The sequence below is a fragment of the Aminobacter sp. UC22_36 genome (assembly GCF_044056035.1).
Lineage (GTDB): Bacteria > Pseudomonadota > Alphaproteobacteria > Rhizobiales > Rhizobiaceae > Aminobacter.
In genome coordinates this window covers 3,554,056-3,575,882 of the sequence record NZ_CP171996.1, presented here as the reverse complement: position 1 = coordinate 3,575,882, position 21,827 = coordinate 3,554,056, and the positions used below count along the sequence as shown (strand labels likewise).

The window sequence follows — 21,827 nt, the reverse complement described above, 5'->3', positions numbered from 1 at the left end:
GGAACGGCCCATGGCCATCGAAAACGCAGTCAGCGCCGACGAGATCAAGGTCGATCGGGCGAAGATGCACATCTCGGACACGGATGTGGCGATCGACATTGTCGGCATGCACAAGTGGTATGGCGAGTTCAATGTGCTCAAGGACATCAACCTCAGGGTCATGCGCGGCGAACGCATCGTCATCTGCGGCCCGTCTGGCTCGGGCAAGTCGACGATGATCCGCTGCATCAACCGGCTGGAAGAGCACCAGAAGGGCAAGATCATTGTCGACGGCAAGGAACTGACCAACGATCTCAAGAAGATCGACGAGGTCCGCCGCGAAGTCGGCATGGTGTTCCAGCACTTCAACCTGTTCCCGCATCTGACGATCCTGGAGAACTGCACGCTGGCGCCGATCTGGGTGCGCAAGACGCCGAAGAAGCTGGCCGAAGAGCAGGCGATGCACTTCCTGCGCCGGGTCAAGATCCCCGAGCAGGCCAACAAGTACCCGGGCCAGCTCTCGGGCGGCCAGCAGCAGCGCGTCGCCATCGCGCGTTCGCTGTGCATGAACCCGCGCATCATGCTGTTCGATGAGCCGACCTCGGCGCTCGATCCCGAGATGATCAAGGAAGTGCTGGAGACCATGGTCGGCCTCGCCGAAGAGGGCATGACCATGCTGTGTGTGACCCATGAGATGGGTTTCGCCCGCAAGGTCGCCAACCGCGTCATCTTCATGGACCAGGGCCAGATCGTCGAGGAGAACACGCCGAGCGAGTTCTTCGACCATCCGCGCCACGAGCGTACGAAACTGTTCCTCAGCCAGATCCTCCACTAAGATCGGCCCGCAAGGATCAAAAGCCCGGTCGAGATACGGCCGGGCTTTTTTGTTGCAACAAGCGCACCGAAATTGGGGACGGCGTGCCGGTGAGAAGAGTTTTTCGTCTACTGGGCGTTGTCGTCCTGCTGGCGATGGCCGCTGTCGCCCTGGGTACTCTGGTACCGAGGCCGCTCTTCGGTAGCGGGCGGTCTGAGGCAACGCCACGCCACATCCTTGTATTCACCAATCCGATCCACACCGACATTGCTGTGCCGATCGATGCTGGGGTGCTGGCGAAGTTCGGCTTCCTGCTCGATGCCGGAATCGAGGCGGACCTGCCAGGGGCGCGCTACCTGGTGTTCGGCTGGGGCAGCAAGGCGTTCTACATCGGCACACCGACATGGTCGGAACTGAAGCCCGGGCCGGTGTTCGCGGCGCTGACGCTCGACAACTCTGTCATGCACGTCGATCTGGCCGGCGAGGTTGCCTTGCCGAATCCTACCATCAGCCGCTTCGAGCTCAGTGAAGCAGGTTTTGCCACGCTGCTCGAATTCATCGAGCGCAGCTTTCAGCAAGGCCCGGGCGGGGTGCAGCGCATACCTAATGTGGCCTATGGCGATTTCGACGGCTTCTTCGAGGCCCACGGCAAGTTCAACGCGCTTGCCGGCTGCAACACCTGGACTGCGGCGGCACTGAGAGAGGCTGGACTGAAGACCGGGTGGTGGAATCCGCTGCCGGCAACGCTGAACTGGTCGCTCGGCCTCTACAACCGGTCTTCATCGAGCCAGCCAGGCGGTGTCCAGCCATAGAGCCAATCCATGTCGGCAGCCAGGCTTTCCGGCGATTTGAGCTTCAGGAACAGGTTGCGCGCCAGCGCCACGGGGCCGGCGGCATGCCAGGCGAAATGGTTAAGCGCGCCGCGCCGCGCCACCTTGAGCACGCGCGGCTTGCGGCTCGTCTCCCACCGCGCCAGCGCTTCCGCTGTGCTTGTGGCTTCGGCAATGGCGTCTGCCAAGGTGTAGGCATCCTCGATTGCCATTGCCGCACCCTGGGCGGCAAAGGGTGTCATGGCGTGGGCGGCATCACCGATCAGCGCAATACCGCTTGGAGATGTCCAGGGGCGGGATTGGTCGACGGTATGCAGCGGCCAGACCGTCCATGGTCCGGCTTCGTCGATCAGCTTAGAAAGAGCAGGGGCTGTACCGCCCATGGCGCGCTTCAATGCGCCGGTGTCAGTCTCACCGGACCATTGTTCGGCAATCGAATTGCCTGGCGTGAAGGCGACCAGATTGATCGCAGCACCTGCCCGGATCGGATAAGCGACGAGATGGAAGCGCGGGTGCAGGAAGGTTGTTACCGTCGCCGGCGAGGTGAGTACCGCAAACTGTCGACCGACATCACTGTCGGCGGAAAGCGTCGTGCGCCAGGCCAGTTCGCCTGAAAACTTGCTCTTCTCCTTCGGGCCGACCAGCCGCCGGCTGGCCGACCAGACACCGTCTGCAGCAACGAACAAAGCTGCTTCGATATGAGAGTCGATGCCGTCTTGCGTGACCGAGACCCTGACGCAATCTGCTAGCGCTTCGACCGCGCCGACGGTCGCACCCGTCGCGATCTCGATTAGGGGGCTTTCCGTCGCGCGTGCGAGCATGGCGCTCTGCAGGTCGGCGCGATGAGCAACGAGGTAAGGGGCTTTCCAGCGCTGTTCGGCGGCAGCACCCAGTGGCACGCGTGCGCGCTCGGCGAGTTTCGCCGCGTCGCGCAGGACGACCGCTTCCGGCCGTACCGCTGAGGCACTGACAAGATCGAGCACGCCGAGGCGGTCGAGGATGCGGGTGGCGTTGGGTGAGAGCTGGAGGCCGGCGCCGACTTCTTCGAGCACCGGCGAACGCTCGTAGACGCGAACGCCAAAGCCATGTCTGGCAAAGGCGAGCGCCGCGGTCAGCCCGGCGATGCCGGCCCCCGCGATCATGATAGGCCGCGATTGCATGACCGCGGCTTTGGGATCAGGCTGCGCGGTCGATGACGTAGAGGCAGCCTGCCGGCTGGGTCTCTGTGGCCTTCAGCTTGGACGAGTAGCGATACAGCGTCGAGCAGTAGGGGCAGACCTTCTCGGCGTCCGCTCCCATGTCGAGGAAGACATGCGGATGGTCGAAGGGCGGGTTGGCGCCCACGCACATGAATTCCTTGACGCCGATCTCGATCACGGCATGTCCAGCATCGTTCTGGAAGTGGGGGATGGAGCCGCCGGCCATGGTATTTTCCCTTCAGAGGAACCTTATTGGAGAGCGTTTGTATCATAAGCGACGGGTTTGCAAGATGCTGAAATGAAACTGTCGCAATTGCCTGTCAGAGGATAAGTTGAGCCGGATAAGCGGCGGAACGCGGCAGTGGGGAAGGTTTGCATATGAATCAGTTGAAGCCGGTCCATACCGATTTCGTCAACGACAAGTCACTGGCAGGCGCTGTCGACGGCAACCCCGATCGCTTCGTCAATCGCGAGTTCTCCTGGCTGCAATTCAACAGGCGCGTGCTCGAACAGTCGCAGAACCCGAACCATCCGCTGCTCGAACGCGTACGCTTCCTATCGATCTCGGCCGGCAATCTCGATGAGTTCTTCATGGTCCGCGTCGCAGGCCTTGCCGGCCAGGTGCGCGAAGGCATCACCGTCCGCAGCGCCGACGGCCGCACGCCGGAACAGCAGCTCGATCAGCTGCTGCATGAAGTCGAGCGGCTTCAGGAAGATCAGCAAAAGAGCCTGTCGAGCCTGATGGAGCTGCTCAAGGCTGAAGGTATCGAGAGCATATCGGCGACGGACCTTACCAAGGACGAACGCAAGTGGCTCGAAGACCACTTCATGGAGCAGATCTTTCCGGTGCTGACGCCGCTGTCGATCGATCCGGCGCATCCGTTCCCGTTCATTCCCAATCTCGGCTTTTCGATCGCCCTGCAGTTGCGCCACCGCAAGAGCGGCGAGGAGATGACGGCACTGCTGCGCTTGCCTGTGGCGCTGCGCCGCTACATCAGGCTGCCCGAGCGCAAGCGCTCGGTGCGCTTCATCCCGATCGAAGAGACCGTCAACCTGTTCATCGGCAAGCTGTTTCCCGGTTACGAGGTCAAGGGCTCGGGTACCTTCCAGATCATTCGCGACAGCGACATCGAGGTCGAGGAAGAATCCGAAGACCTTGTTCGCCTGTTCGAGACCGCGCTGAAGCGGCGCCGGCGCGGGTCGGTCATCCGTATCGAGTTCGATAGCCAGATGCCGGCCTTCCTGCGCGATTTCGTCGCCGGCGAACTCGGTGTGTCGGCCAATCGCGTCAGCATTCTAAGCGGGCCTCTGGCGATCAACCAGATTTCCGAGATCGTCTCGATCCCGCGCGACGACCTGAAATTCCCGCCCTTCAACCCACGTTTCCCTGAGCGCATCCGCGATCATCGCGGTGACTGCTTCGCGGCGATCCGAGAGAAGGACTTCGTCGTCCATCACCCCTACGAATCGTTCGACGTGGTCGTGCAATTCCTACGCCAGGCCGCGATCGATCCCGAAGTTGTGGCGATCAAGCAGACGCTCTACCGCACCTCAAACGACAGCCCGATCGTGCGCGCTTTGGTCGATGCCGCCGAGGCCGGCAAGTCGGTAACGGCACTTGTCGAGCTCAAGGCGCGTTTCGACGAGGAGGCCAACATCCGCTGGGCGCGCGATCTCGAGCGCGCCGGCGTGCAGGTGGTGTTCGGTTTCCTCGAACTCAAGACGCACGCCAAGATGTCGCTTGTGGTGCGCCGCGAGGATGGTCGCCTGCGCAACTACGTCCATCTCGGCACCGGCAACTACCACCCGATCACCGCGCGCATTTACACCGATCTGTCTTTCTTCACCACCGATTCGGCGATCGCGCGCGACGTGGCGCAGATCTTCAACTTCATCACCGGCTATGCCGAGCCGGCGGACGAGATGTGCATCGCTTTGTCGCCCTACACGTTGCGCAGCCGCATCCTCAAGCACATCGCCGATGAGGTCGAGCATGCCCGCGCGGGCCGGCCGGCGCAGATTTGGATGAAGATGAACTCGTTGGTCGATCCTGACGTGATCGACGCGCTTTATGACGCCAGCCGCAGCGGCGTCGAGATCGACCTGGTGGTGCGCGGCATCTGCTGTCTCAGGCCGCAGGTTCCGGGGCTGTCGGAAAATATCCGCGTCAAGTCGATCGTTGGCCGGTTCCTCGAGCACAGCCGCATCTATTGCTTCGGCAATGGCCATGGCCTGCCCTCGGACGAGGCGGTCGTCTATATCAGCTCTGCCGATCTGATGCCGCGCAACCTCGACCGCCGCGTCGAATGCATGGTGCCGATCGCCATGCACTCGACTGTGCACGAGCAGGTGCTTGGCCAGGTCATGCTGGGAAACATCATGGACAACCAGCAAAGTTTCGAAGTATTGGCGGATGGAACCTCGCGGCGGATAACGCTGGACGAGGGCGAAGAGCCGTTCAATGCGCAGGAATATTTCATGACCAATCCGAGCCTGTCCGGACGGGGTGACGCGCTGAAGTCTCATGCGCCCAAACGCATTGCCCAGTTCAAGCGCCGCAAGAAGGCTGAGGCGGCGGCCACCTGATGGCGCAGCTTTCGCAGGGCCGGCTCAAGGACCGCCGACCGCTGTCGATCATCGATATCGGCTCGAATTCCATACGTCTGGTTGTCTATGAAGGGTTGGCGCGTTCGCCGACCCTTCTGTTCAACGAAAAGATGCTGGCAGGCCTTGGTCGCGGCATCGTCTCGACGGGAAAGCTCGACCCTGAAGGCGTGACACGCTCGATGGAGGAGTTCCGCCGTTTTCGCGCACTGTCCGAGCAGGCCGGCGCGGAAAAGATGTATGTGCTGGCGACAGCCGCCGCCCGCGAAGCCATCAACGGTCCCGATTTCATCCAGCGCGCCGAAGACGTGCTCGGCACCAAGATCCAGGTGCTGACCGGCCGCGAAGAGGCACACTATTCCGCCCTTGGCGTGATCTCCGGCTTCCATCCCGCTGACGGTATTGCCGGCGATTTGGGCGGCGGCAGCCTCGAACTTGTCGATGTCAGGGGCGAAGACATCGGCGACGGCATCACCTTGCCGCTGGGCGGCCTCAGGCTTCAGGACATGGCCAAGGGCTCGCCCACGGCGGCGGCCAAGATCGCACAGGCCGAACTGGCGCGGGCCAAGTTGCTCAAGGGCGGGCAGGGGCGGACCTTCTATGCCGTCGGCGGTACCTGGCGAAACCTTGCCCGGCTGCACATGAACGCGACCAATTACCCGCTGGAAGTGATGCATCATTACCAGATGGATCCGGTCAGTCTCGTGCCGTTCCTGCGCCAGGTGGCGCGCGGCGAAGTCGAGAAGATCAAGGGTATCGAAGGCGTATCCAAGAACCGCCGTTCGCTGCTGCCTTATGGTGCGCTGGTGCTGCAGGAGATCATCACGGCAATGAAGCCGGAGAAGATCGTCGTCTCGGCGTTAGGCGTGCGCGAGGGGTTCTTGTTTTCGTTGCTTGACGAACAGGAGCAGCGCGGCGATCCGCTGATTTCGGCGGCCGAAGAACTGGCGGTGCTGCGGGCACGCTCGGTGCACCATGCGCACGAGCTTGTCGAATGGACGCGCAACTCGTTTGCGGCCTTCGGTATCGAAGAGACCGAGGAAGAGGCACGTTATCGCCACGCCGCTTGCCTGCTTGCCGATATCGGCTGGCGCGCGCATCCCGAGTATCGTGGCCGCCAGTCGCTCAACATCATCGCGCACGCCTCGTTCATCGGCGTCGATCACCCGGGCCGCGCCTTCCTGGCGCTCGCCAATCTGTTCCGCCACGACGGCGTCTTCAATGACAGCTTTGCGCCGGAACTGAAGGAACTGGCGACGCCGCGCTACCTCGATCGCGCCCGCATCCTCGGTGCGATGATGCGCGTGGTCTACCTGCTCTCGGCCTCGATGCCCGGCGTGATGCCGAAGCTGCGCTGGGAAGACAGGGGCGGAGGCGTGCTTGCGCTGCTCATCCCCTCGGAGTTCGGCCAGCTCTACGGCGAGCGCCCGGCGGGACGTCTCGCGCAGCTTGCCAAGGTCACCGGCCGCAAGCTGGTGCTGGCGGTCGAGGGCGGGCCGAGCATTTCGGTCAAATAGGCTGGCGCTGCAAGATCCGGTCGAGCGAGAGCGCGCCTGCGCCCGCCACCGATAGCGCCAGCAATCCGCCTGCGGTGGCAATGTCCTTCATCAGCGCCTGTTGGTGCATGAAGGCCATGGCCGCGTCGTCGCCGCCCTGGCCGTAATGGCCGATGAAGCCGGCCGCGAGCGCAAAGGCGGCCAGCATGACGGGCACGATGCGGGACTGGAAGCCGACAAGCACCAGCAAGCCGCCAGCCAGTTCGAACAGCCCGACACCCAGGGCGACGATCGTCGGCAAGGGAAAGCCGAGCCCGGCGAAATAGCCTGCGGTGCCAGAGATGTTGGACAGCGTGCTGATGCCCGCCGGCACGAACAGCGCGGCGATCAGAATTCTGGCGACAAGCAGCAACAGGCTGTTGAGCATCGGCATGTCCTCGTCGCCGCAGGATGCACCGGCGCACCTTCGATGTCACCACCGTCTCGAACCGGCGGCATGGCCAGGGCGCAAAAAAAGCCCGGGACGAGCCCGGGCCACTATTGGGAGGAATTTCTGAAATTTAGCGGCGGCGGCCGTCGATCGACAGGGCGCCTGCACCGAAGGCGGCGAGCACGAACAGGCCGCCGGCGATCGCCAGGTTCTTCTGCAGGAACATGATCTGGTTCGGATCGGCGAAGTTGGTGTGGGCGATGGCGGTAGCGGCCAGGGTGAACAGGCCGAGCACGATCGCGGCGATGCGGGTCTGGAAACCGACCAGGATGGCGATGCCGCCAACCAGCTCAACCAGGCCGACGACAACGGTCGTTACCTCAGGCAGCGGCAGGCCGATGCTGCCGAACCAGGCTGCAGTGCCGGAAATGGCGGTCAGCTTGGCAAAGCCAGCGAGGATGAAGATGACCGACAAAAGCACGCGGCCGGCAAGGGTGAGGACCGAGGCGTTGGCGCTAAGGCCGGACTTTGCAGTAGCAATGGAAGCGTTGGACATGGGCGTAGGGCTCCGTTGAAATTCGATGCCCCACACCTAGTGGATTTCGACTGTTCACTAAAGGTGCGAATGTGTCGACAGATCGTTCACATTTGGAATGGTTTTGCGTTCGAGCGCCGCGCATCTATTTGGACGCACGGCGCTCTCACTGTAGGCAAATTGCCGATCAACCCGGACGGGTCATGTCCTCAGGGCGGACGATCCGGTCATAATCTTCGGCACTGACAAGTCCTGTCGCCAGCGCTTCGTCACGCAGCGTCGTGCCGTTCTTGTGCGCGGTCTTGGCGATCTTGGCGGCGTTGTCGTAGCCGATCGTCGGCGCAAGGGCCGTCACCAGCATCAGCGAACGGTCGAGCGCCGCCTTGATGTTGTCTTCGCGGGCCTCGATGCCAACGACGCAATTGTCGGTGAACGAGACAGCCGCGTCGGCCATCAGCTGCACCGACTGCAGGAAGTTGTAGGCCATGACGGGGTTGTAGACGTTAAGTTCGAAATGGCCCTGGCTGCCGGCAAAGGTCAGTGCTGCGTTGTTGCCGAACACCTGGACGCAGACCTGGGTCAGCGCCTCGCACTGGGTCGGGTTGACCTTGCCTGGCATGATCGACGAGCCCGGCTCGTTCTCCGGCAGCGACAGCTCGCCGAGACCCGAGCGCGGGCCCGAACCGAGGAAGCGGATGTCGTTGGCGATCTTGAACAGCGCAGCTGCTGCGGCATTGATCGCGCCGTGGCTGAACACCATCGAGTCGTGGGCGGCGAGCGCTTCGAACTTGTTGGGCGCGGTGACGAAGGGCAGGCCGGTGATGGCGGCGATCTGCTCGGCGACCTTTTCGGCGAAGCCGACCGGTGCGTTCAGGCCGGTGCCGACGGCGGTGCCGCCCTGGGCGAGTTCCTGCAGGCCGGGCAGGGTGAGCTCGATGCGCTTGATCGACGAAGCGACCTGCGCGGCATAGCCGCCGAATTCCTGGCCCAGCGTCAGCGGCGTCGCGTCCTGGGTGTGGGTGCGGCCGATCTTGATGATGTGGTCGAACTCGCGTGCCTTCTTGTCGAGGGCGGCATGCAGGTGCTTCAGCGCCGGCAGCAGGTCGTGGACGATGCGTTCGGCACAGGCGACGTGCATGGCCGTCGGATAGGTGTCGTTCGACGACTGGCTCATATTGACGTGGTCGTTGGGGTGGACCGGCTTCTTCGAGCCCATCTCGCCGCCCAGCATCTCGATGGCGCGGTTGGAGATGACCTCATTGGCGTTCATGTTCGACTGCGTGCCCGAGCCGGTCTGCCACACCACCAGCGGGAAGTGGTCGTTGAGCTTGCCGTCGATGACTTCCTGGGCGGCTTCCACCACCGCGTTGCCGACCTTGGGGTCGAGGCGACCGAGCGCCATGTTGGCCTCGGCGGCGGCGCGCTTGACGATGCCGAGCGCACGCACGACCGACAGCGGCTGCTTTTCCCAGCCGATCTTGAAATTGCCCAGCGAGCGCTGCGCCTGCGCACCCCAATAGCGGTCGGAAGCGACCTCGATCGGTCCGAAGGTGTCGGTCTCGGTTCTGGTCTTCTGGGCTGTCACGATCAGGTCTCCGAAAAATCTCGTTGCGGGCATCGGCCTATCGCGTTGCACACACGGCTTCAAGCGGAGATTGGGGCGCGCCGGAATCCTAATCGGTTCAACTGGAATGTCGTTTGAGGATCGGCGCCCGGGACCGGAAACGGGAGATAAAAAAAGGCGGCCGAAGCCGCCTCGCTGTTTTCAAGAACTGCCGGTCAAAGGGCCTTCTTGATCTTTTCCTTGGTGTCGCCATAGGCCTTCTGCACCTTGCCGGCGATCTTCTCGGCCGTGCCCTTGGCCTGGGTCGTCTTGTTGCCGGTGGCCTTGCCGGCCGCTTCCTTGACGGAGCCGGCAACCTGCTTGGCAACGCCCTTGACCTGATCCTTGTTCACCATTTCGCATCTCCTGTGGCTGTGCGCAGGTCAACGTTCAGGATGCGCAAGGGTTCCGGCGCCAGGTTGCTGCGATGTTTCAATATGGCTACGCTCAGCCGGATCTTGTCGGCATCGTTGCCGATACCGGTCGTGAAGATGATGTCGACTGGGGCGAAAGCATATGCGGTCCTGGGCTGCGCGCCCTGCTTGAGGCGGTGACCAACACGACCTTTTCCGCCGCGGTTCGCGACCAGTTGGATGCGCTCAAATTTGCCGTGGGAGAATGGCGGGGCGAACTCATCCGCTATCGGTGCAGCCTGTCGGCTGAAACGGTCAGGCGTTCTCGCGGTTCGCTGGCCGGCTGGAATTGCCGCGACGTGCACCGAGCATTGCGATGGTCTGCCGAAGGCACAAAAGAGAACGCCTCCCGCACCTTTGAGAGTGCTGGAGGCGTCCTGTTCGTCGTTCGATGTTCCGTCTGAATTGCTTCTTCCGGTACCGACGACAGCACCTCAATGCGCGGGCGGCAGAAAGGTTCCACCGGTTCGAAAAAAAATCCGAAGTTTTTTCGACGGCGTTTCAGGCCATGGCGGCTTTGGCCCGGAACAGGCCCCAGGCGAAGCCGGTTCTTGCCCTTGCGTGCAACAGCAGCGCTGAGACCACCAGCACCATCAGCAACTCGGCCATGGGCGAGGCCAGCCAGATGCCGCGTTCGCCCAGGAGATAGGGCAGGCCGATGGTCAGCGGGATTGCGAACAGGTAGGTGCGCGCGACGCTGAGCAGCAGGGCGCGACGGGCATCGCCGATGGCCTGGAAGTAACCTGACAGCATCATGACAGGTCCGGCCAGGATGTAGAGCGACACCGTCATCGGCAGGATGCGGGCGACCTCGCCTTGTGTCGCCGGATCGTCGACGAAGATCGCGCCCAGGCTGCCATGGCTCAGCAGCATCGCCGCCTCGAACAGCGCGCAATAGCCCAGCGCCAGCACAAGGCCGAGCTTGAGGCCGGCGTCCGAGCGCTGCCACAGGCCGGCGCCGAAATTGTTGCCGACGATGGTCTGCATCGCCATGTTCAGCCCGAGCATCGGCAGGAAGGCAAAGGTCATGATGCGGGTGATGATGCCGTAGGCGGCAACGGTCGAGGCATAGGCCTCGCCTTCCCACAGCTGCGTCGCAGTGATGACAGTCGCGGCGAGCAGCGAGATGCCGATGAAGCTCAGGCTCTGCGGTGCCCCAAGCGACAGCAATTGGCGCCAGGCGGCCGTCCAGCGCATCGACGGAACCCGCGCGTATTGGAGCACCGTGCCGGCGCGCAGCCTGTAGACGACGATGAAGGCGACGGCCATCATCTGGGCCAGCACCGTGCCCACCGCCGAGCCGGTTACGCCGTAGTCGAAGCCGACGATGAGCAGGTAGTTCAAGGCGGCATTGGCAACCGACGTCAAGAGATTGGCCGCGGCAACGACGCCGAGGCGGCCTTCGCTGCGCAGCCCGTCGCCATTGAGCGACAGCGCAAACATCAGCGGCGCACCCCAGATCAGGATGGAGATGTAGCTGTAGCCCATGTCGGCAAGCGGCCGGGATCCGTTGGCGAGACGCAAGGCAAGGTCCTTGCCGCCGAGCATGAACGCTGCGATGGCCAGCGCGCAGACGAGCAGGGCAAGGCCGTGCGCATCGAGAAACGTCGCGCGCGCCTTGTCGAGGTCGCCGGCGCCGAGCAGGCGGGCGAGCTGGCTCGCCATGCCGCTTGCCACCAGCGTCGACAAGGCAACGAGCAGCATGAAGGCCGGGAACATCAGGGTCACAGCGGCCAGCGCGTCGGGCCCGACATAGGCGCCGAGGAAATAGGCATCGACGATGGCGAGCAGGCCGTTGGTGGCCATGATCAGGATGATGGGTGCCGCCGTCTTGAGGAAAAGGCCGGGCAGGGGTGCATGCAGAAAGGCATTCGTGCCTTTAGGGTCGAGAGAACTCATCTCGTCGTCTCCGATATCGCATCAAACTGAGATCAAATGGGGCCCGCATTGCCATTGGTCTGATGCGTCGGTTTCGACTGACATAGCGAAGGCTTTACCGTGCTTGCGCTGCGGGCGGCGGGCCCTTCATGCCCTGGGCGCTCACTAGGCCGGCGGATGCACGCTGTCAATCCAGGTTCATGGGCGCGACTTGCTGACGGGTCAAGAAGGGCGCCCGAAGACGCCCTCGCAGGTATCCGCAAGCCGGCTCCGGCAGGGCCCGGTTGCATCAGGCCATGCCGGGCACGTCCGATAGGTCGAAATAGACCGCAAGGCCGCGCTCTTTGGCGAGCCGCACGTCCTCATCCGCGCCCTTCGATGCCCCCGGCAGCCGCAGGACGGCGTCGCAATGGCGCAGCAGCCGGTCGGCAACCGGATAGGCGAATTCGTCATAGAGCGGATCGCCGGCGCCCTTCGAGCCGACCTGCCGCCCGAGCGGAAGCGCCACCCATTCGCCGATCACAGGCAGGTGGCCAGCACGAAACAGCGGAACGGCGACACTTTCGAGGCGGTTCAGATTCTCCGCCATCTTGATCGGGTCGTCGCCGGTGCCGGAGCGGTAGGGGCCGGCGATCAGGATGAGCATAGGTTGCGGGTTGTTCATGATATCTCCAGATATTGCACGAATCTGCACGAAATTATTATAGCCTCATGCATGATCGTGCAATATCGTGTGGCATCACGGAACTGACGGACCCTCAAAGTGCTCACCAGCCAACGCAAGCGTTTGATCCTCGATCTCCTGGCCAGGGATGGTCAGGTCGTTGCCAAGCATCTCAGCCACGAACTGGAGTTGTCGGAAGACACGATCAGGCGCGATCTCAGGGAACTTGCAGCGGAAGGGTTGCTGCTGCGGGTGCATGGCGGGGCGATGCCGGTGTCGCCAACGGTGGTTCCGATCGCCGAACGCCGCACGATGGCGATGGATGCAAAGTCAGCGCTGGGGAAAGCAGGCGCGTCGATGATCCGAGATGGCATGACGGTGGTGTTCGATGGCGGCACGTCGAACCTTGAGATCATCAGGCACCTGCCTGTTGCCGCCCGCTTCACGGCAATCACCCACAGCCCGACAATCGTGGTCGCGCTGGAGGACAAGCCGAACGTCGACGCCGTCATCATCGGCGGCAAGCTTTTCCGTCACTCGATGGTGGCGGTCGGGGCACTGGCGGCCGAAGCGATTTCGCGCATGCGCGCCGATCTGTTTTTCCTTGGCGTCACGGGTGTCCACCCGACCGAGGGGCTGACAACGGGCGACATGGAGGAGGCAGCGATCAAGCGACAGCTGATGTCCTGCTCCGCCGAAACGGCCGTGCTTGCGACTAACGACAAACTTGGTGCCGTGTCGCCATTCCAGGTTGGCGCCCTCAGCGACATTTCGACGTTGATCGTCGACGGCGAGGCAGCAGAAGATCGTATTGCGGCGTTCTCTCACGCCGGTGTTTCGGTCATGCGTGCCGAGTACTGGCCGCCGCACAGTTCCCAAAAGAAGAGAGCGGGGAATCAATGAAAAAGGGCGCCCGAAGGCGCCCTTTCCGTAAGCTTGAGCCTGGTGGCTGGATTAGAAATCCATGCCGCCCATACCGCCCATGCCGCCGCCCATCCCGCCCGGCATGCCGCCAGCAGCGCCCGAATCCTTCTTCGGAGCTTCGGCAATCATGGCTTCGGTGGTGACGAGCAGGCCGGCAACCGAGGCTGCGTCCTGGAGAGCCGTACGAACGACCTTCACCGGATCGACGATACCCATGACGATCATGTCGCCATATTCGCCGGTCTGGGCGTTGTAACCGAAGGTCGCGCCCTTGTTCTCAAGGATCTTGCCGGCAACGATCGAGGCTTCCGCACCAGCGTTGGCAGCGATCTGGCGAGCCGGAGCCTGCAGAGCGCGACGGACGATGTTGATGCCAGCCTGCTGGTCGGAGTTGGCGCCGACCGCCTTGATAGCGAGCGAAGCACGCAGCAGAGCCACGCCACCGCCAGGAACGATGCCTTCTTCAACGGCTGCACGCGTTGCGTTCAGCGCGTCGTCGACGCGGTCCTTCTTTTCCTTGACTTCGATCTCGGTCGCACCGCCGACGCGGATGACGGCAACGCCGCCTGCCAGCTTGGCGAGACGCTCCTGCAGCTTTTCCTTGTCGTAGTCCGAGGTGGTTTCCTCGATCTGCTGCTTGATCTGGGCAACGCGGCCCTGGATCTCGGCCTTCTTGCCGGCGCCGTCGACGATGGTGGTGTTCTCCTTGGAGATCGACACCTTCTTGGCGCGGCCGAGCATGTTGAGGCCGACGTTCTCGAGCTTGATGCCGAGGTCTTCGGAGATGACCTGGCCACCGGTCAGGATGGCGATGTCTTCCAGCATGGCCTTGCGGCGATCACCGAAGCCCGGAGCCTTGACGGCAGCGATCTTCAGGCCGCCACGCAGCTTGTTGACGACGAGCGTGGCCAGAGCCTCGCCTTCGACGTCTTCCGAGATGATGACGAGCGGCTTGGAGGTCTGCACGACGGCTTCGAGAACCGGCAGCATGGCCTGGAGGTTGGAGAGCTTTTTCTCGTGGAGAAGGATGTAGGCGTCTTCCAGCTCGGCAACCATCTTGTCCGGGTTGGTGACGAAGTAGGGCGAGAGGTAGCCGCGGTCGAACTGCATGCCTTCGACGACTTCGAGCTCGGTCTCGGCGGTCTTGGCTTCCTCGACGGTGATGACACCCTCGTTGCCGACCTTCTGCATCGCTTCAGCGATCATCGCGCCGATTTCCGACTCGCCGTTTGCCGAGATCGTGCCGACCTGAGCGACTTCTTCCGAAGTCTTGATCTTCTTCGAGCTCTTGACGAGGTGGGTGACGACTTCAGCGACGGCGAGATCGATGCCGCGCTTCAGGTCCATCGGGTTCATGCCGGCGGCAACGGCCTTGTGGCCTTCCTGAACGATCGACTGGGCCAGAACGGTCGCGGTCGTGGTGCCGTCGCCGGCGATGTCATTGGTCTTCGAAGCAACTTCGCGGACCATCTGCGCGCCCATGTTCTCGAACTTGTCTTCAAGCTCGATTTCCTTGGCGACGGTGACGCCGTCCTTGGTGATGCGCGGGGCGCCGAACGACTTGTCGATGACGACGTTGCGGCCCTTGGGGCCGAGGGTCACCTTCACCGCGTCGGCGAGGATGTTGACACCGCGCAGCATGCGCTCGCGGGCGTCACGGGAGAATTTTACTTCCTTGGCAGCCATTTTAAGCTCCTCGATGGGCCTTGAAGGCCCGAATTTCAGATTGGATGGTGCGGATGGGTGGCGATTAGCCGATGATGCCCATGATGTCGGATTCCTTCATGATCAGAAGGTCTTCGCCATTGAGCTTCACTTCGGTGCCCGACCACTTGCCGAACAGCACGCGGTCACCAGCCTTGACGTCCAGCGGGACGAGCTTGCCGGCTTCATCGCGAGCGCCAGAGCCGACGGCGACGATTTCGCCTTCCTGCGGCTTTTCCTTGGCCGTATCGGGGATGATGATCCCGCCGGCGGTCTTGGATTCGGATTCGACCCGGCGAACGACCACGCGGTCATGAAGCGGGCGGAACTTCGACTTTGCCATTTGAACTTCCTCGGTGAACTGTTGAGAACCCTCGGTCCGGCCTGGCCGGACTTGGTTAGCACTCACTTCGAGCGAGTGCTAACGTGTCGGTGAGATAGTCCGTCGCCCTTTTACTGTCAAGGGAACGACAGCTTCACGACAGCCAGTTTTCTGGGATTTATGCGCGTGCCTGGGCGATGGCCTTGCGGAAATCGTCAGCCGTCATGCCGCGCTTATAGAGCGCCTTGCCGATCAGGAAGCCAGGCGTGCCCTGGAGTTGGAAGGCACTCGCCTGGGCCTCGGTGCGTGAAAGCACGCCGAGCAGCAAATCCTGCCTTGCGTCAAGGTCGCTGCGGGCGAGATCGACATCGACGCCGGCTTGGCCAAGCAGGTCGGCGGTGCTGCGGAACGTCAGGCGATCGCGGGTGGTCATGAGGGTGTGCGCCGCATCGGCATAACGCCCCTGGCTGTTTGAGGCCAAGGTGAGCAGCGCGGCATTGCGCGACACCTCACCGAAGATCGGCCAGTCGCGCAGGACAAGGCGGATATTGCGGTCCTCCACCATGACCTTCGAGAGTTCGATGAAACTCAGCTTGCAGTAGGGGCACTGGTAGTCGGTGAATTCGACCACCGTCACGTCGCCATCGGGATCGCCAAGCACGGGGATGTCGGCATCGAAGGCGATGTCTTCCACCGTGGGCATCGGATTGGCCCAAAGCGGCAAGGGCGCCATGACGGTCAGCCCCGCAATGCCTTTCAGCATATGGCGCCGGTTGAGCGGCCGGTACTGCATGCGATCGATCCTGTTGTCGTGACGATCTCCTAGACGATGGGCGGCCATGATTAACAGCCGCCTAATCGCCGCGCCGGCACACGATGGCGTGAATGCAGGCGTGCCATGCAAAAACGCCGCTTGAATGATAAGCATGCTTATAATATATGCCGCTCATGAAAAACGAAGGCATCGACAGGCTGGGCTTCCTGATCCACGACGCAGCGCGGCTGGTGCGGCGCAATTTCGAGCAGCGCGGCAGCGAATTCGGGCTGTCGGCGGCGCAATGGCGGCTGCTTGTCAGGCTGGTCAAGGAAGAGGGAGTGGCGCAGGCGCGTCTTGCCGAGCTTCTGGAAATCGAGCCGATCAGCGTGTCGCGATTGCTGGACCGGATGGAGGAGGGCGGCTGGATCGAGCGCCGGCAAGGCAATGCCGATAGGCGTGTGCGCATGATCTTCCCGACCGACAAGGCGCTTGAGGCCTTCTCCAAGGTCAAGGCTGTTGCCGGCGAAGTCTATGAGCGGGCGCTATCAGGGCTTTCGCCGGAAGAGCGGCTCGCCACGGTCCATGGCCTGCGCACCATAGTCGACAACCTTTCCGCGGGTGAGCCCGCCAATGTGAATTGTTTGAGAGAGACGACGAAATGAACGCGGTGGCGAAAGTGAACGAAAACAGCGCAAAGGTCGAAATTGAGAGCCCGGCAGCAGGCCAGCTTCAGCCGGCGGTGGTCGCACCTGCGCCCGCGCCGAAGAAGCGCGGCCGTTTTGTGCTGATGGCAGCCTTGCCTTTGGCGATGGTGGTTGGCGGCGGCTATTTCTGGGTGACCGGCGGCCGCTACCAGGAAACCGAGAACGCCAATCTGCGCCAGGCCAAGGTCAACATCGCATCGGAAGCCGCAGGCCGCATCGTCAAGGTCGATGTCGCCGACAATACGACGGTGAAATCAGGCGACATTCTGTTTGAGGTTGATCCCGAGCCATACAAGATCGCATTGGCGCAGTCCGATGCGGCACTCGCCGCAGCCCGCCTCAATGTCGAGCAGCTTCGCGCCGCCTACAGCCAGGCGGTCGCCCAGGAGCGCGTCGCGGCAAGCGGCCTCGATTATGCCCAGGCACAGTTCGACCGTAGCAACGGTCTGGTCAACAAGGGCGTCAACACCAAGTCTTCGCTCGATGAAGCGCGCATGGACCTCGACAAGGCTCAGGAGCAGCACAGCGCTGCCATGCAGGGCATTGTCAGCGCCAAGGCAGCGCTCGGCGGCAACCCGGATATCGAGACAGACAAGCACCCAACGGTGCTGTCGGCGCTCGCCGCACGCGACAATGCCGCATTCAACCTGGCCCAGACGACGGTTCGCGCGCCGGCCGATGGTGTGGTCTCGCAGGCCGCTTCCTTCAAGGTTGGCCAGTTCGTCGGCACCGGCACTGCGCTGTTCAGCCTCGTCGAGACCGGCGACACCTGGGTCGAGGCGAATTTCAAGGAAACGCAGCTGACCCACATGAAGCCCGGCCAGGAGGCCGAAATCGTGCTCGACACCTACCCGGATCGCACTTTCCGCGGCACGGTCGAGGCGATCGGTGCGGGCACCGGTGCGGAGTTTTCGCTGCTGCCGGCGCAGAACGCCACCGGCAACTGGGTCAAGGTCACCCAGCGCATCCCGGTGCGGGTCAAGGTCGATACCGCGGATGGCGGGTTGGCCATGCGCACCGGCATGAGCGCCACGGTGTCGATCGACACCGGCGTGTCGCGCGGCTTCGGCAGCGTCTTCGGCCACGCGGTGGCGGCGGAATAACTGCCGCTGATCCGCGCACTTTTCTCCGGACTTGATCCGACCGCGAGGATGCGGCCGGGTCTCCGGCTTTCCGGTCGCCGCTTGACGACCACCAGGTCCCAAGGGTTGCTCGAATGAGCCAGTCAGCCGCAAAATCCCTCACCGACGTGCCGCATCGCGGCCTGATCACCGTTGCCATCATGCTGGCGACCGTGATGCAGGTGCTCGACACCACCATCGCCAATGTTGCGCTGCCCTCGATGGTCGGCGACCTCGGTGCTTCTCAGGACACCATCAACTGGGTGCTGACGTCCTACATCGTTGCCGCCGCCATCATGACGCCGCTGACCGGCTGGATGTCGGACCGCTTCGGTCGCAAGGAACTGTTTCTTGTTTCCGTCGTCGGCTTCACCATCATGTCGATGCTCTGCGGCGTGGCCTGGAGCCTGGAATCAATGGTGCTGTTCCGCGTCCTCCAGGGCGTGTTCGGTGCAGCGATCGTGCCGCTGAGCCAGACCTTCCTGCTCGACATCAACCCCAAGGAACGCCACGGCCAGGCCATGGCGATGTGGGGTGCCGGCATCATGGTTGGCCCGATCATCGGCCCGACCCTCGGCGGTTGGCTGACCGAGAGCTTCAACTGGCGATGGGTGTTCTTCATCAACCTGCCTGTCGGTATCGTCGCTTTCCTGGGCTCGGCCGCCTATCTGCCGGCTATCGTCAAGCGCTTGCGCGGCTTCGATTTCTTCGGCTTTGCCATGCTGTCGCTCGGCGTCGGTGCACTCCAGCTGATGCTTGACCGCGGCGGCGAGGTCGACTGGTTCTCGGCCGTCGAGATCTGGATCGAACTGGGGCTCGCCATCACCGGCTTCTGGGTCTTTGCCGTCCATATGGCGATGTCGCAGAACACCTTCCTCGACCCCAAGATCTTCACCGACCGCAACTTCGTCACCGGGCTGGTGTTCATCTTCGTCATCGGCGTGATCCTGCTGGCCAGCCTGGCGCTGCTGCCGCCGATGCTGGCGCGCATCTATGGCTATCCGACCATCACCACCGGACTGGTGATGGCACCGCGCGGCGTTGGCACGATGATCTCGATGCTGCTCGTCGGGCGCTTGGTGCGGCTGGTTGACAACCGCTATCTGGTTGTCGCCGGGCTGCTGCTGACGGCGATCTCGCTCTACTACATGACCGGCTTCACGCCGCAGATGGACGCTTTCCTGATCGTCTCGACCGGCGTTGTGCAAGGGCTAGGGCTGGGTCTTGTGTTCGTGCCGCTGTCGACCGTGGCGTTCGCGACACTGGCGCCGCAGCACCGGACCGATGCGGCGAGCCTGTTCAGCTTGGTCCGCAACATCGGTTCGTCGATCGGTATTTCGATCGTCACCGTGCTGTTGACCCGCAATGTCCAGATCAACCACGCCGAGCTGTCGACGAACATCACGCCGTTCAACCCCAACCTCATGGCGCTGTCACCTGGCGCGGTTGCCGGCAACCCGGCTGCGCTGTCGCAGATCGACGGGCTGGTCAACATCCAGTCGCTGATGATCTCCTACATCGACGACTTCAAGCTGATGATGATTGTCTCCCTCTGCGCGATCCCGCTGGCGCTGCTGTTGCGCAAGCCAAAAGTGCAGGTGACAGGCGGTGCCCCGGCAGCGCATTTGGATTGAGAATGAAAAAGGCGCCGTCCGCGAGGAGGGCGCCTTTTCATTTCTCCGCGACTGTCGTCAGCTGACGATGCGCAGGTTCGACAGCTCGTCGGCGATTTCCTTGAACACCTGCATCAGGTTGGCGCCTGTGGCGTTCCAGTAAAGCTTCTTGCCGACGGTGCTGCGCGAATAGGAGGCGCAGTTCTTGAGTGCGGCGATCGCCTTCTTTTCGTCCGAATAGGATTCGCTCAAGTCGAGCGACACCGTCATGACGATGACGTTGTCGTTGCCTTCGCCTGTTACCTTGCGCGCATTTGGGCCTTTGGCGTTCGCGCACACCTTCTGCATGTGCTCGTCCATGGCCGCCTGATAGTTGTCGCCAGTGTAGGTGGATTTGCCGACGGAACTGCTGGTGTCCATGAAGATACGGCTCGTACTGCCGCCATCGTAGCCTTTGCCGGCGTAGCCATAGGCGGCGTAGGTCGACTTGTTGCCTGCGTCATCCGTGCTGCCAAGGTCGCCATAAGTGTTGGCGCCATCGGTCAGAACAATAACGACCTTGTCGTTGCCCTTTTCGCCATCTGCGCGGCCTTCGGTGAAGGGCGCGACACTGGAAACCACGCGCCAGCCCCATGCGGTGCCCTCGGGAACGTTGGTGTTGCCGGTGGGTGCCATCGCGTCGATTGCAGTCTTGATCTCTTCCTTGCCTTCGGACTTGCTGACATCGATGAGCGGCGTAATGGGATTTGTTGAACAGCCCGCACTGGGGCCGTCGCCCGATCCCGGACTTGCGGAGCCATAAGGCTTGATACGGAAATACTTGCGCATGTCCCGCTGGCGGACGCCTGCGGTGGAATTGTCCCAGTCGGCCCACCAGCTGTTCGAGTAACCGAAGCTGTCTGAGTTCAGGTCGCTGCTATTGTCATCAATGTCGCCATCGCCATCGATGTCCAGCCGCCAAAGATGTCTGGCCTCGTCCGGCGCGAACATGGGTACAAACAGTGTCGCGGGATTGGTCGTAACAGCTGGGGCGTCATTATTGTTGTAGGGCGCCGGCCTCGCCTCAACGCATCCCTGCCAGCTGGAGAACTGGCTGTACGTATAGGTGTAGTCGTACTCGTAGGCGCCGGACTCGCATTTGTCGCTGTTCTTCTTTTTCTTGTAGCAGACGTAGTGCCTGCTGCCTTCGACACGCTCGCGGTCAGACTGGACCGTCATATCCTGATAGAGACTGAACCGTGTCAGCGGCATGTCCATGGTGTCGCCCCAGCCTGCGCCGCGTTTTCGCCAGATGCCGCCAGATAGCTCGGCATATCTGTTGCCGATCGAAGGGGCATTTGCCGCGGTCATCTGAGACCAGTCGAAATTTTCGTGGTGAACAGGCGAGCGGCCGTCCAAGTCCATCCATGGCTCGTCGTCATTTTTCGGACCGACGTTTACAGAAGCCGAGAACGGCACGAGCCCGAATTGCACTGGCTTGTCGATCTGCTTCATCTGTGCGGCTTGCGCTGCAAGTGTTTCGACAAGCTGCTTTGACGCAGACTTCAAGAGGTCGATGCGTTTCTGGCCGGTGCCAGACCCGTTTTCGCTCATCGAGCCCGAATTATCGAGAACGAGTGCGACTTCGAGCGTGTTCTTCAGGCGGACTTCGGACCTTACCGCGAAATCCATCTGGTTCGACCCGCTGCCCTTGCCGAGCAAGGCGGCGGCGACCGGAACGAAGTAGGGATCGTATTTGAGATTGGCCTCCAGCTTCAGCGTGCCGCCACCAGAGATGCTGTTGGGAAGCGTAACCGTGAGGGTCGTGTTCGACGGTTTCACCGGACCGAGATTGGCCTTGAAGAAGTCGTTCGCATAAATTTTGAGCTGATCGTCTGTTGCGCCTTCGATGATCCGCCGGGCTGTTGCTATGCCGGCCGCATCGAGTGCGTTTCGGGTGATCTCACGCTGGCGCGACATCTCCGAATAGTCGATGGCAAGTGCCAAGGCGCCCATGATCGGAACCATCGCGGCGACCGTGAGGATTGCATAGCTACCGCGCCTGTCCTGCAGGAATTTCCGGATCATGGAAGGGGGCCCCTGAGCTCTACCGAGGCAAAGTCGCACACAATCATTAAATTTGCGGTTCCTAATCTACCGAGAAATCGTAGCTTGCGGTTAGGCGATTGTTTACCGTGCGGTTGCCAGCAGGTGTCCGAACTCGATTTTGCGATGCAGCTGGTCCCCGCGAAAGCTGG

Annotated in this window: 21 protein-coding genes; 9 read left to right on the top strand and 12 right to left on the bottom strand. The window is 62.4% G+C overall.

Features of this window, described 5'->3' with window-relative positions; translation table 11 throughout:
• Positions 1 to 10 precede the first annotated feature (10 nt).
• Both ACHMW7_RS20935 and ACHMW7_RS20930 read left to right on the top strand, forming a co-directional pair.
• Entirely contained in the window at positions 11 to 814 is an 804-nt protein-coding gene (locus ACHMW7_RS20935) for an amino acid ABC transporter ATP-binding protein (RefSeq protein WP_395447399.1), read from the top strand.
• Between the two features lie 89 nt (positions 815 to 903).
• On the top strand, positions 904 to 1,605 hold the full coding sequence (locus ACHMW7_RS20930) for a TIGR02117 family protein (RefSeq protein ID WP_395447398.1): 702 nt from the start codon (positions 904 to 906) through the stop codon (positions 1,603 to 1,605).
• On the opposite strand, the gene ACHMW7_RS20925 is transcribed toward ACHMW7_RS20930, so the two are convergent.
• Positions 1,560 to 2,765: an FAD-dependent monooxygenase gene (locus tag ACHMW7_RS20925; protein WP_395447397.1), complete on the bottom strand. Its 1,206-nt coding sequence runs from the start codon at positions 2,763 to 2,765 to the stop codon at positions 1,560 to 1,562. The two genes, ACHMW7_RS20930 and ACHMW7_RS20925, sit on opposite strands and share 46 nt — an antisense overlap.
• A 34-nt stretch (positions 2,766 to 2,799) precedes the next feature.
• Positions 2,800 to 3,048 carry a zinc-finger domain-containing protein gene (locus ACHMW7_RS20920; protein ID WP_395447396.1) on the bottom strand — a complete coding sequence of 83 codons (249 nt, stop codon included), beginning with the start codon at positions 3,046 to 3,048 and terminating at the stop codon, positions 2,800 to 2,802.
• A 152-nt stretch (positions 3,049 to 3,200) separates the two neighbouring features.
• Here ACHMW7_RS20920 and ACHMW7_RS20915 point away from each other — a divergent pair, with 152 nt between their 5' ends.
• Positions 3,201 to 5,408 carry an RNA degradosome polyphosphate kinase gene (locus ACHMW7_RS20915; protein ID WP_395447395.1) on the top strand — a complete coding sequence of 736 codons (2,208 nt, stop codon included), beginning with the start codon at positions 3,201 to 3,203 and terminating at the stop codon, positions 5,406 to 5,408.
• Positions 5,408 to 6,943 carry an exopolyphosphatase gene (gene ppx, locus ACHMW7_RS20910; RefSeq protein WP_395447394.1) on the top strand — a complete coding sequence of 512 codons (1,536 nt, stop codon included), beginning with the start codon at positions 5,408 to 5,410 and terminating at the stop codon, positions 6,941 to 6,943. Before ACHMW7_RS20915 ends, ppx begins: the two co-directional genes overlap by 1 nt.
• Here the strand turns inward: ppx and ACHMW7_RS20905 are convergent.
• From ACHMW7_RS20905 to ACHMW7_RS20890, 4 genes are all read right to left on the bottom strand, one after another.
• Positions 6,936 to 7,349, bottom strand: coding sequence for a DoxX family protein (locus ACHMW7_RS20905; RefSeq protein ID WP_395451396.1), 414 nt, complete (start codon positions 7,347 to 7,349; stop codon positions 6,936 to 6,938). The genes ppx and ACHMW7_RS20905 overlap by 8 nt on opposite strands.
• A gap of 133 nt (positions 7,350 to 7,482) precedes the next feature.
• Complete coding sequence (locus ACHMW7_RS20900) at positions 7,483 to 7,908, bottom strand: DoxX family protein (RefSeq protein ID WP_395447393.1); 426 nt, start codon at positions 7,906 to 7,908, stop codon at positions 7,483 to 7,485.
• A 166-nt stretch (positions 7,909 to 8,074) separates the two neighbouring features.
• Positions 8,075 to 9,472 carry a class II fumarate hydratase gene (fumC, locus tag ACHMW7_RS20895; protein WP_395447392.1) on the bottom strand — a complete coding sequence of 466 codons (1,398 nt, stop codon included), beginning with the start codon at positions 9,470 to 9,472 and terminating at the stop codon, positions 8,075 to 8,077.
• A 194-nt stretch (positions 9,473 to 9,666) separates the two neighbouring features.
• On the bottom strand, positions 9,667 to 9,846 hold the full coding sequence (locus tag ACHMW7_RS20890) for a CsbD family protein (protein WP_067963408.1): 180 nt from the start codon (positions 9,844 to 9,846) through the stop codon (positions 9,667 to 9,669).
• Between the two features lie 71 nt (positions 9,847 to 9,917).
• Here ACHMW7_RS20890 and ACHMW7_RS20885 point away from each other — a divergent pair, with 71 nt between their 5' ends.
• Positions 9,918 to 10,307 carry a hypothetical protein gene (locus ACHMW7_RS20885; protein ID WP_395447391.1) on the top strand — a complete coding sequence of 130 codons (390 nt, stop codon included), beginning with the start codon at positions 9,918 to 9,920 and terminating at the stop codon, positions 10,305 to 10,307.
• Between the two features lie 97 nt (positions 10,308 to 10,404).
• Here the strand turns inward: ACHMW7_RS20885 and ACHMW7_RS20880 are convergent, their stop codons facing one another.
• Complete coding sequence (locus tag ACHMW7_RS20880) at positions 10,405 to 11,802, bottom strand: MATE family efflux transporter (protein ID WP_395447390.1); 1,398 nt, start codon at positions 11,800 to 11,802, stop codon at positions 10,405 to 10,407.
• Positions 11,803 to 12,070: 268 nt separating this feature from the next.
• The gene (locus tag ACHMW7_RS20875; protein ID WP_395451395.1) at positions 12,071 to 12,427 is read right to left on the bottom strand and encodes a DUF4406 domain-containing protein; all 357 of its coding nucleotides are present in this window, start codon (positions 12,425 to 12,427) and stop codon (positions 12,071 to 12,073) included.
• A 117-nt stretch (positions 12,428 to 12,544) separates the two neighbouring features.
• On the opposite strand from ACHMW7_RS20875, the gene ACHMW7_RS20870 reads away from it, so the two are divergent.
• Entirely contained in the window at positions 12,545 to 13,348 is an 804-nt protein-coding gene (locus ACHMW7_RS20870) for a DeoR/GlpR family DNA-binding transcription regulator (RefSeq protein WP_395447389.1), read from the top strand.
• A gap of 51 nt (positions 13,349 to 13,399) precedes the next feature.
• Here ACHMW7_RS20870 and groL read toward each other — a convergent pair whose 3' ends face one another.
• From groL to ACHMW7_RS20855, 3 genes are all read right to left on the bottom strand, one after another.
• Positions 13,400 to 15,055 (bottom strand): chaperonin GroEL, encoded by a 1,656-nt coding sequence (groL, locus tag ACHMW7_RS20865; protein WP_395447388.1) that lies wholly within the window; start codon positions 15,053 to 15,055, stop codon positions 13,400 to 13,402.
• Positions 15,056 to 15,119: 64 nt separating this feature from the next.
• Positions 15,120 to 15,416 (bottom strand): co-chaperone GroES, encoded by a 297-nt coding sequence (groES, locus tag ACHMW7_RS20860; RefSeq protein ID WP_018427182.1) that lies wholly within the window; start codon positions 15,414 to 15,416, stop codon positions 15,120 to 15,122.
• A gap of 157 nt (positions 15,417 to 15,573) precedes the next feature.
• On the bottom strand, positions 15,574 to 16,188 hold the full coding sequence (locus tag ACHMW7_RS20855; RefSeq protein ID WP_395447387.1) for a DsbA family protein: 615 nt from the start codon (positions 16,186 to 16,188) through the stop codon (positions 15,574 to 15,576).
• Between the two features lie 155 nt (positions 16,189 to 16,343).
• On the opposite strand from ACHMW7_RS20855, the gene ACHMW7_RS20850 reads away from it, so the two are divergent.
• From ACHMW7_RS20850 to ACHMW7_RS20840, 3 genes are all read left to right on the top strand, one after another.
• Positions 16,344 to 16,814: a MarR family winged helix-turn-helix transcriptional regulator gene (locus ACHMW7_RS20850; RefSeq protein ID WP_395451394.1), complete on the top strand. Its 471-nt coding sequence runs from the start codon at positions 16,344 to 16,346 to the stop codon at positions 16,812 to 16,814.
• Positions 16,811 to 17,959 carry an HlyD family secretion protein gene (locus ACHMW7_RS20845; protein ID WP_395447386.1) on the top strand — a complete coding sequence of 383 codons (1,149 nt, stop codon included), beginning with the start codon at positions 16,811 to 16,813 and terminating at the stop codon, positions 17,957 to 17,959. The genes ACHMW7_RS20850 and ACHMW7_RS20845 overlap by 4 nt, the downstream gene beginning before the upstream one ends.
• A 113-nt stretch (positions 17,960 to 18,072) precedes the next feature.
• Positions 18,073 to 19,611 (top strand): DHA2 family efflux MFS transporter permease subunit, encoded by a 1,539-nt coding sequence (locus ACHMW7_RS20840; protein ID WP_395447385.1) that lies wholly within the window; start codon positions 18,073 to 18,075, stop codon positions 19,609 to 19,611.
• A gap of 57 nt (positions 19,612 to 19,668) precedes the next feature.
• On the opposite strand, the gene ACHMW7_RS20835 is transcribed toward ACHMW7_RS20840, so the two are convergent.
• Positions 19,669 to 21,657 carry a pilus assembly protein TadG-related protein gene (locus ACHMW7_RS20835; RefSeq protein ID WP_395447384.1) on the bottom strand — a complete coding sequence of 663 codons (1,989 nt, stop codon included), beginning with the start codon at positions 21,655 to 21,657 and terminating at the stop codon, positions 19,669 to 19,671.
• Between the last annotated feature and the right edge of the window lie 170 nt (positions 21,658 to 21,827).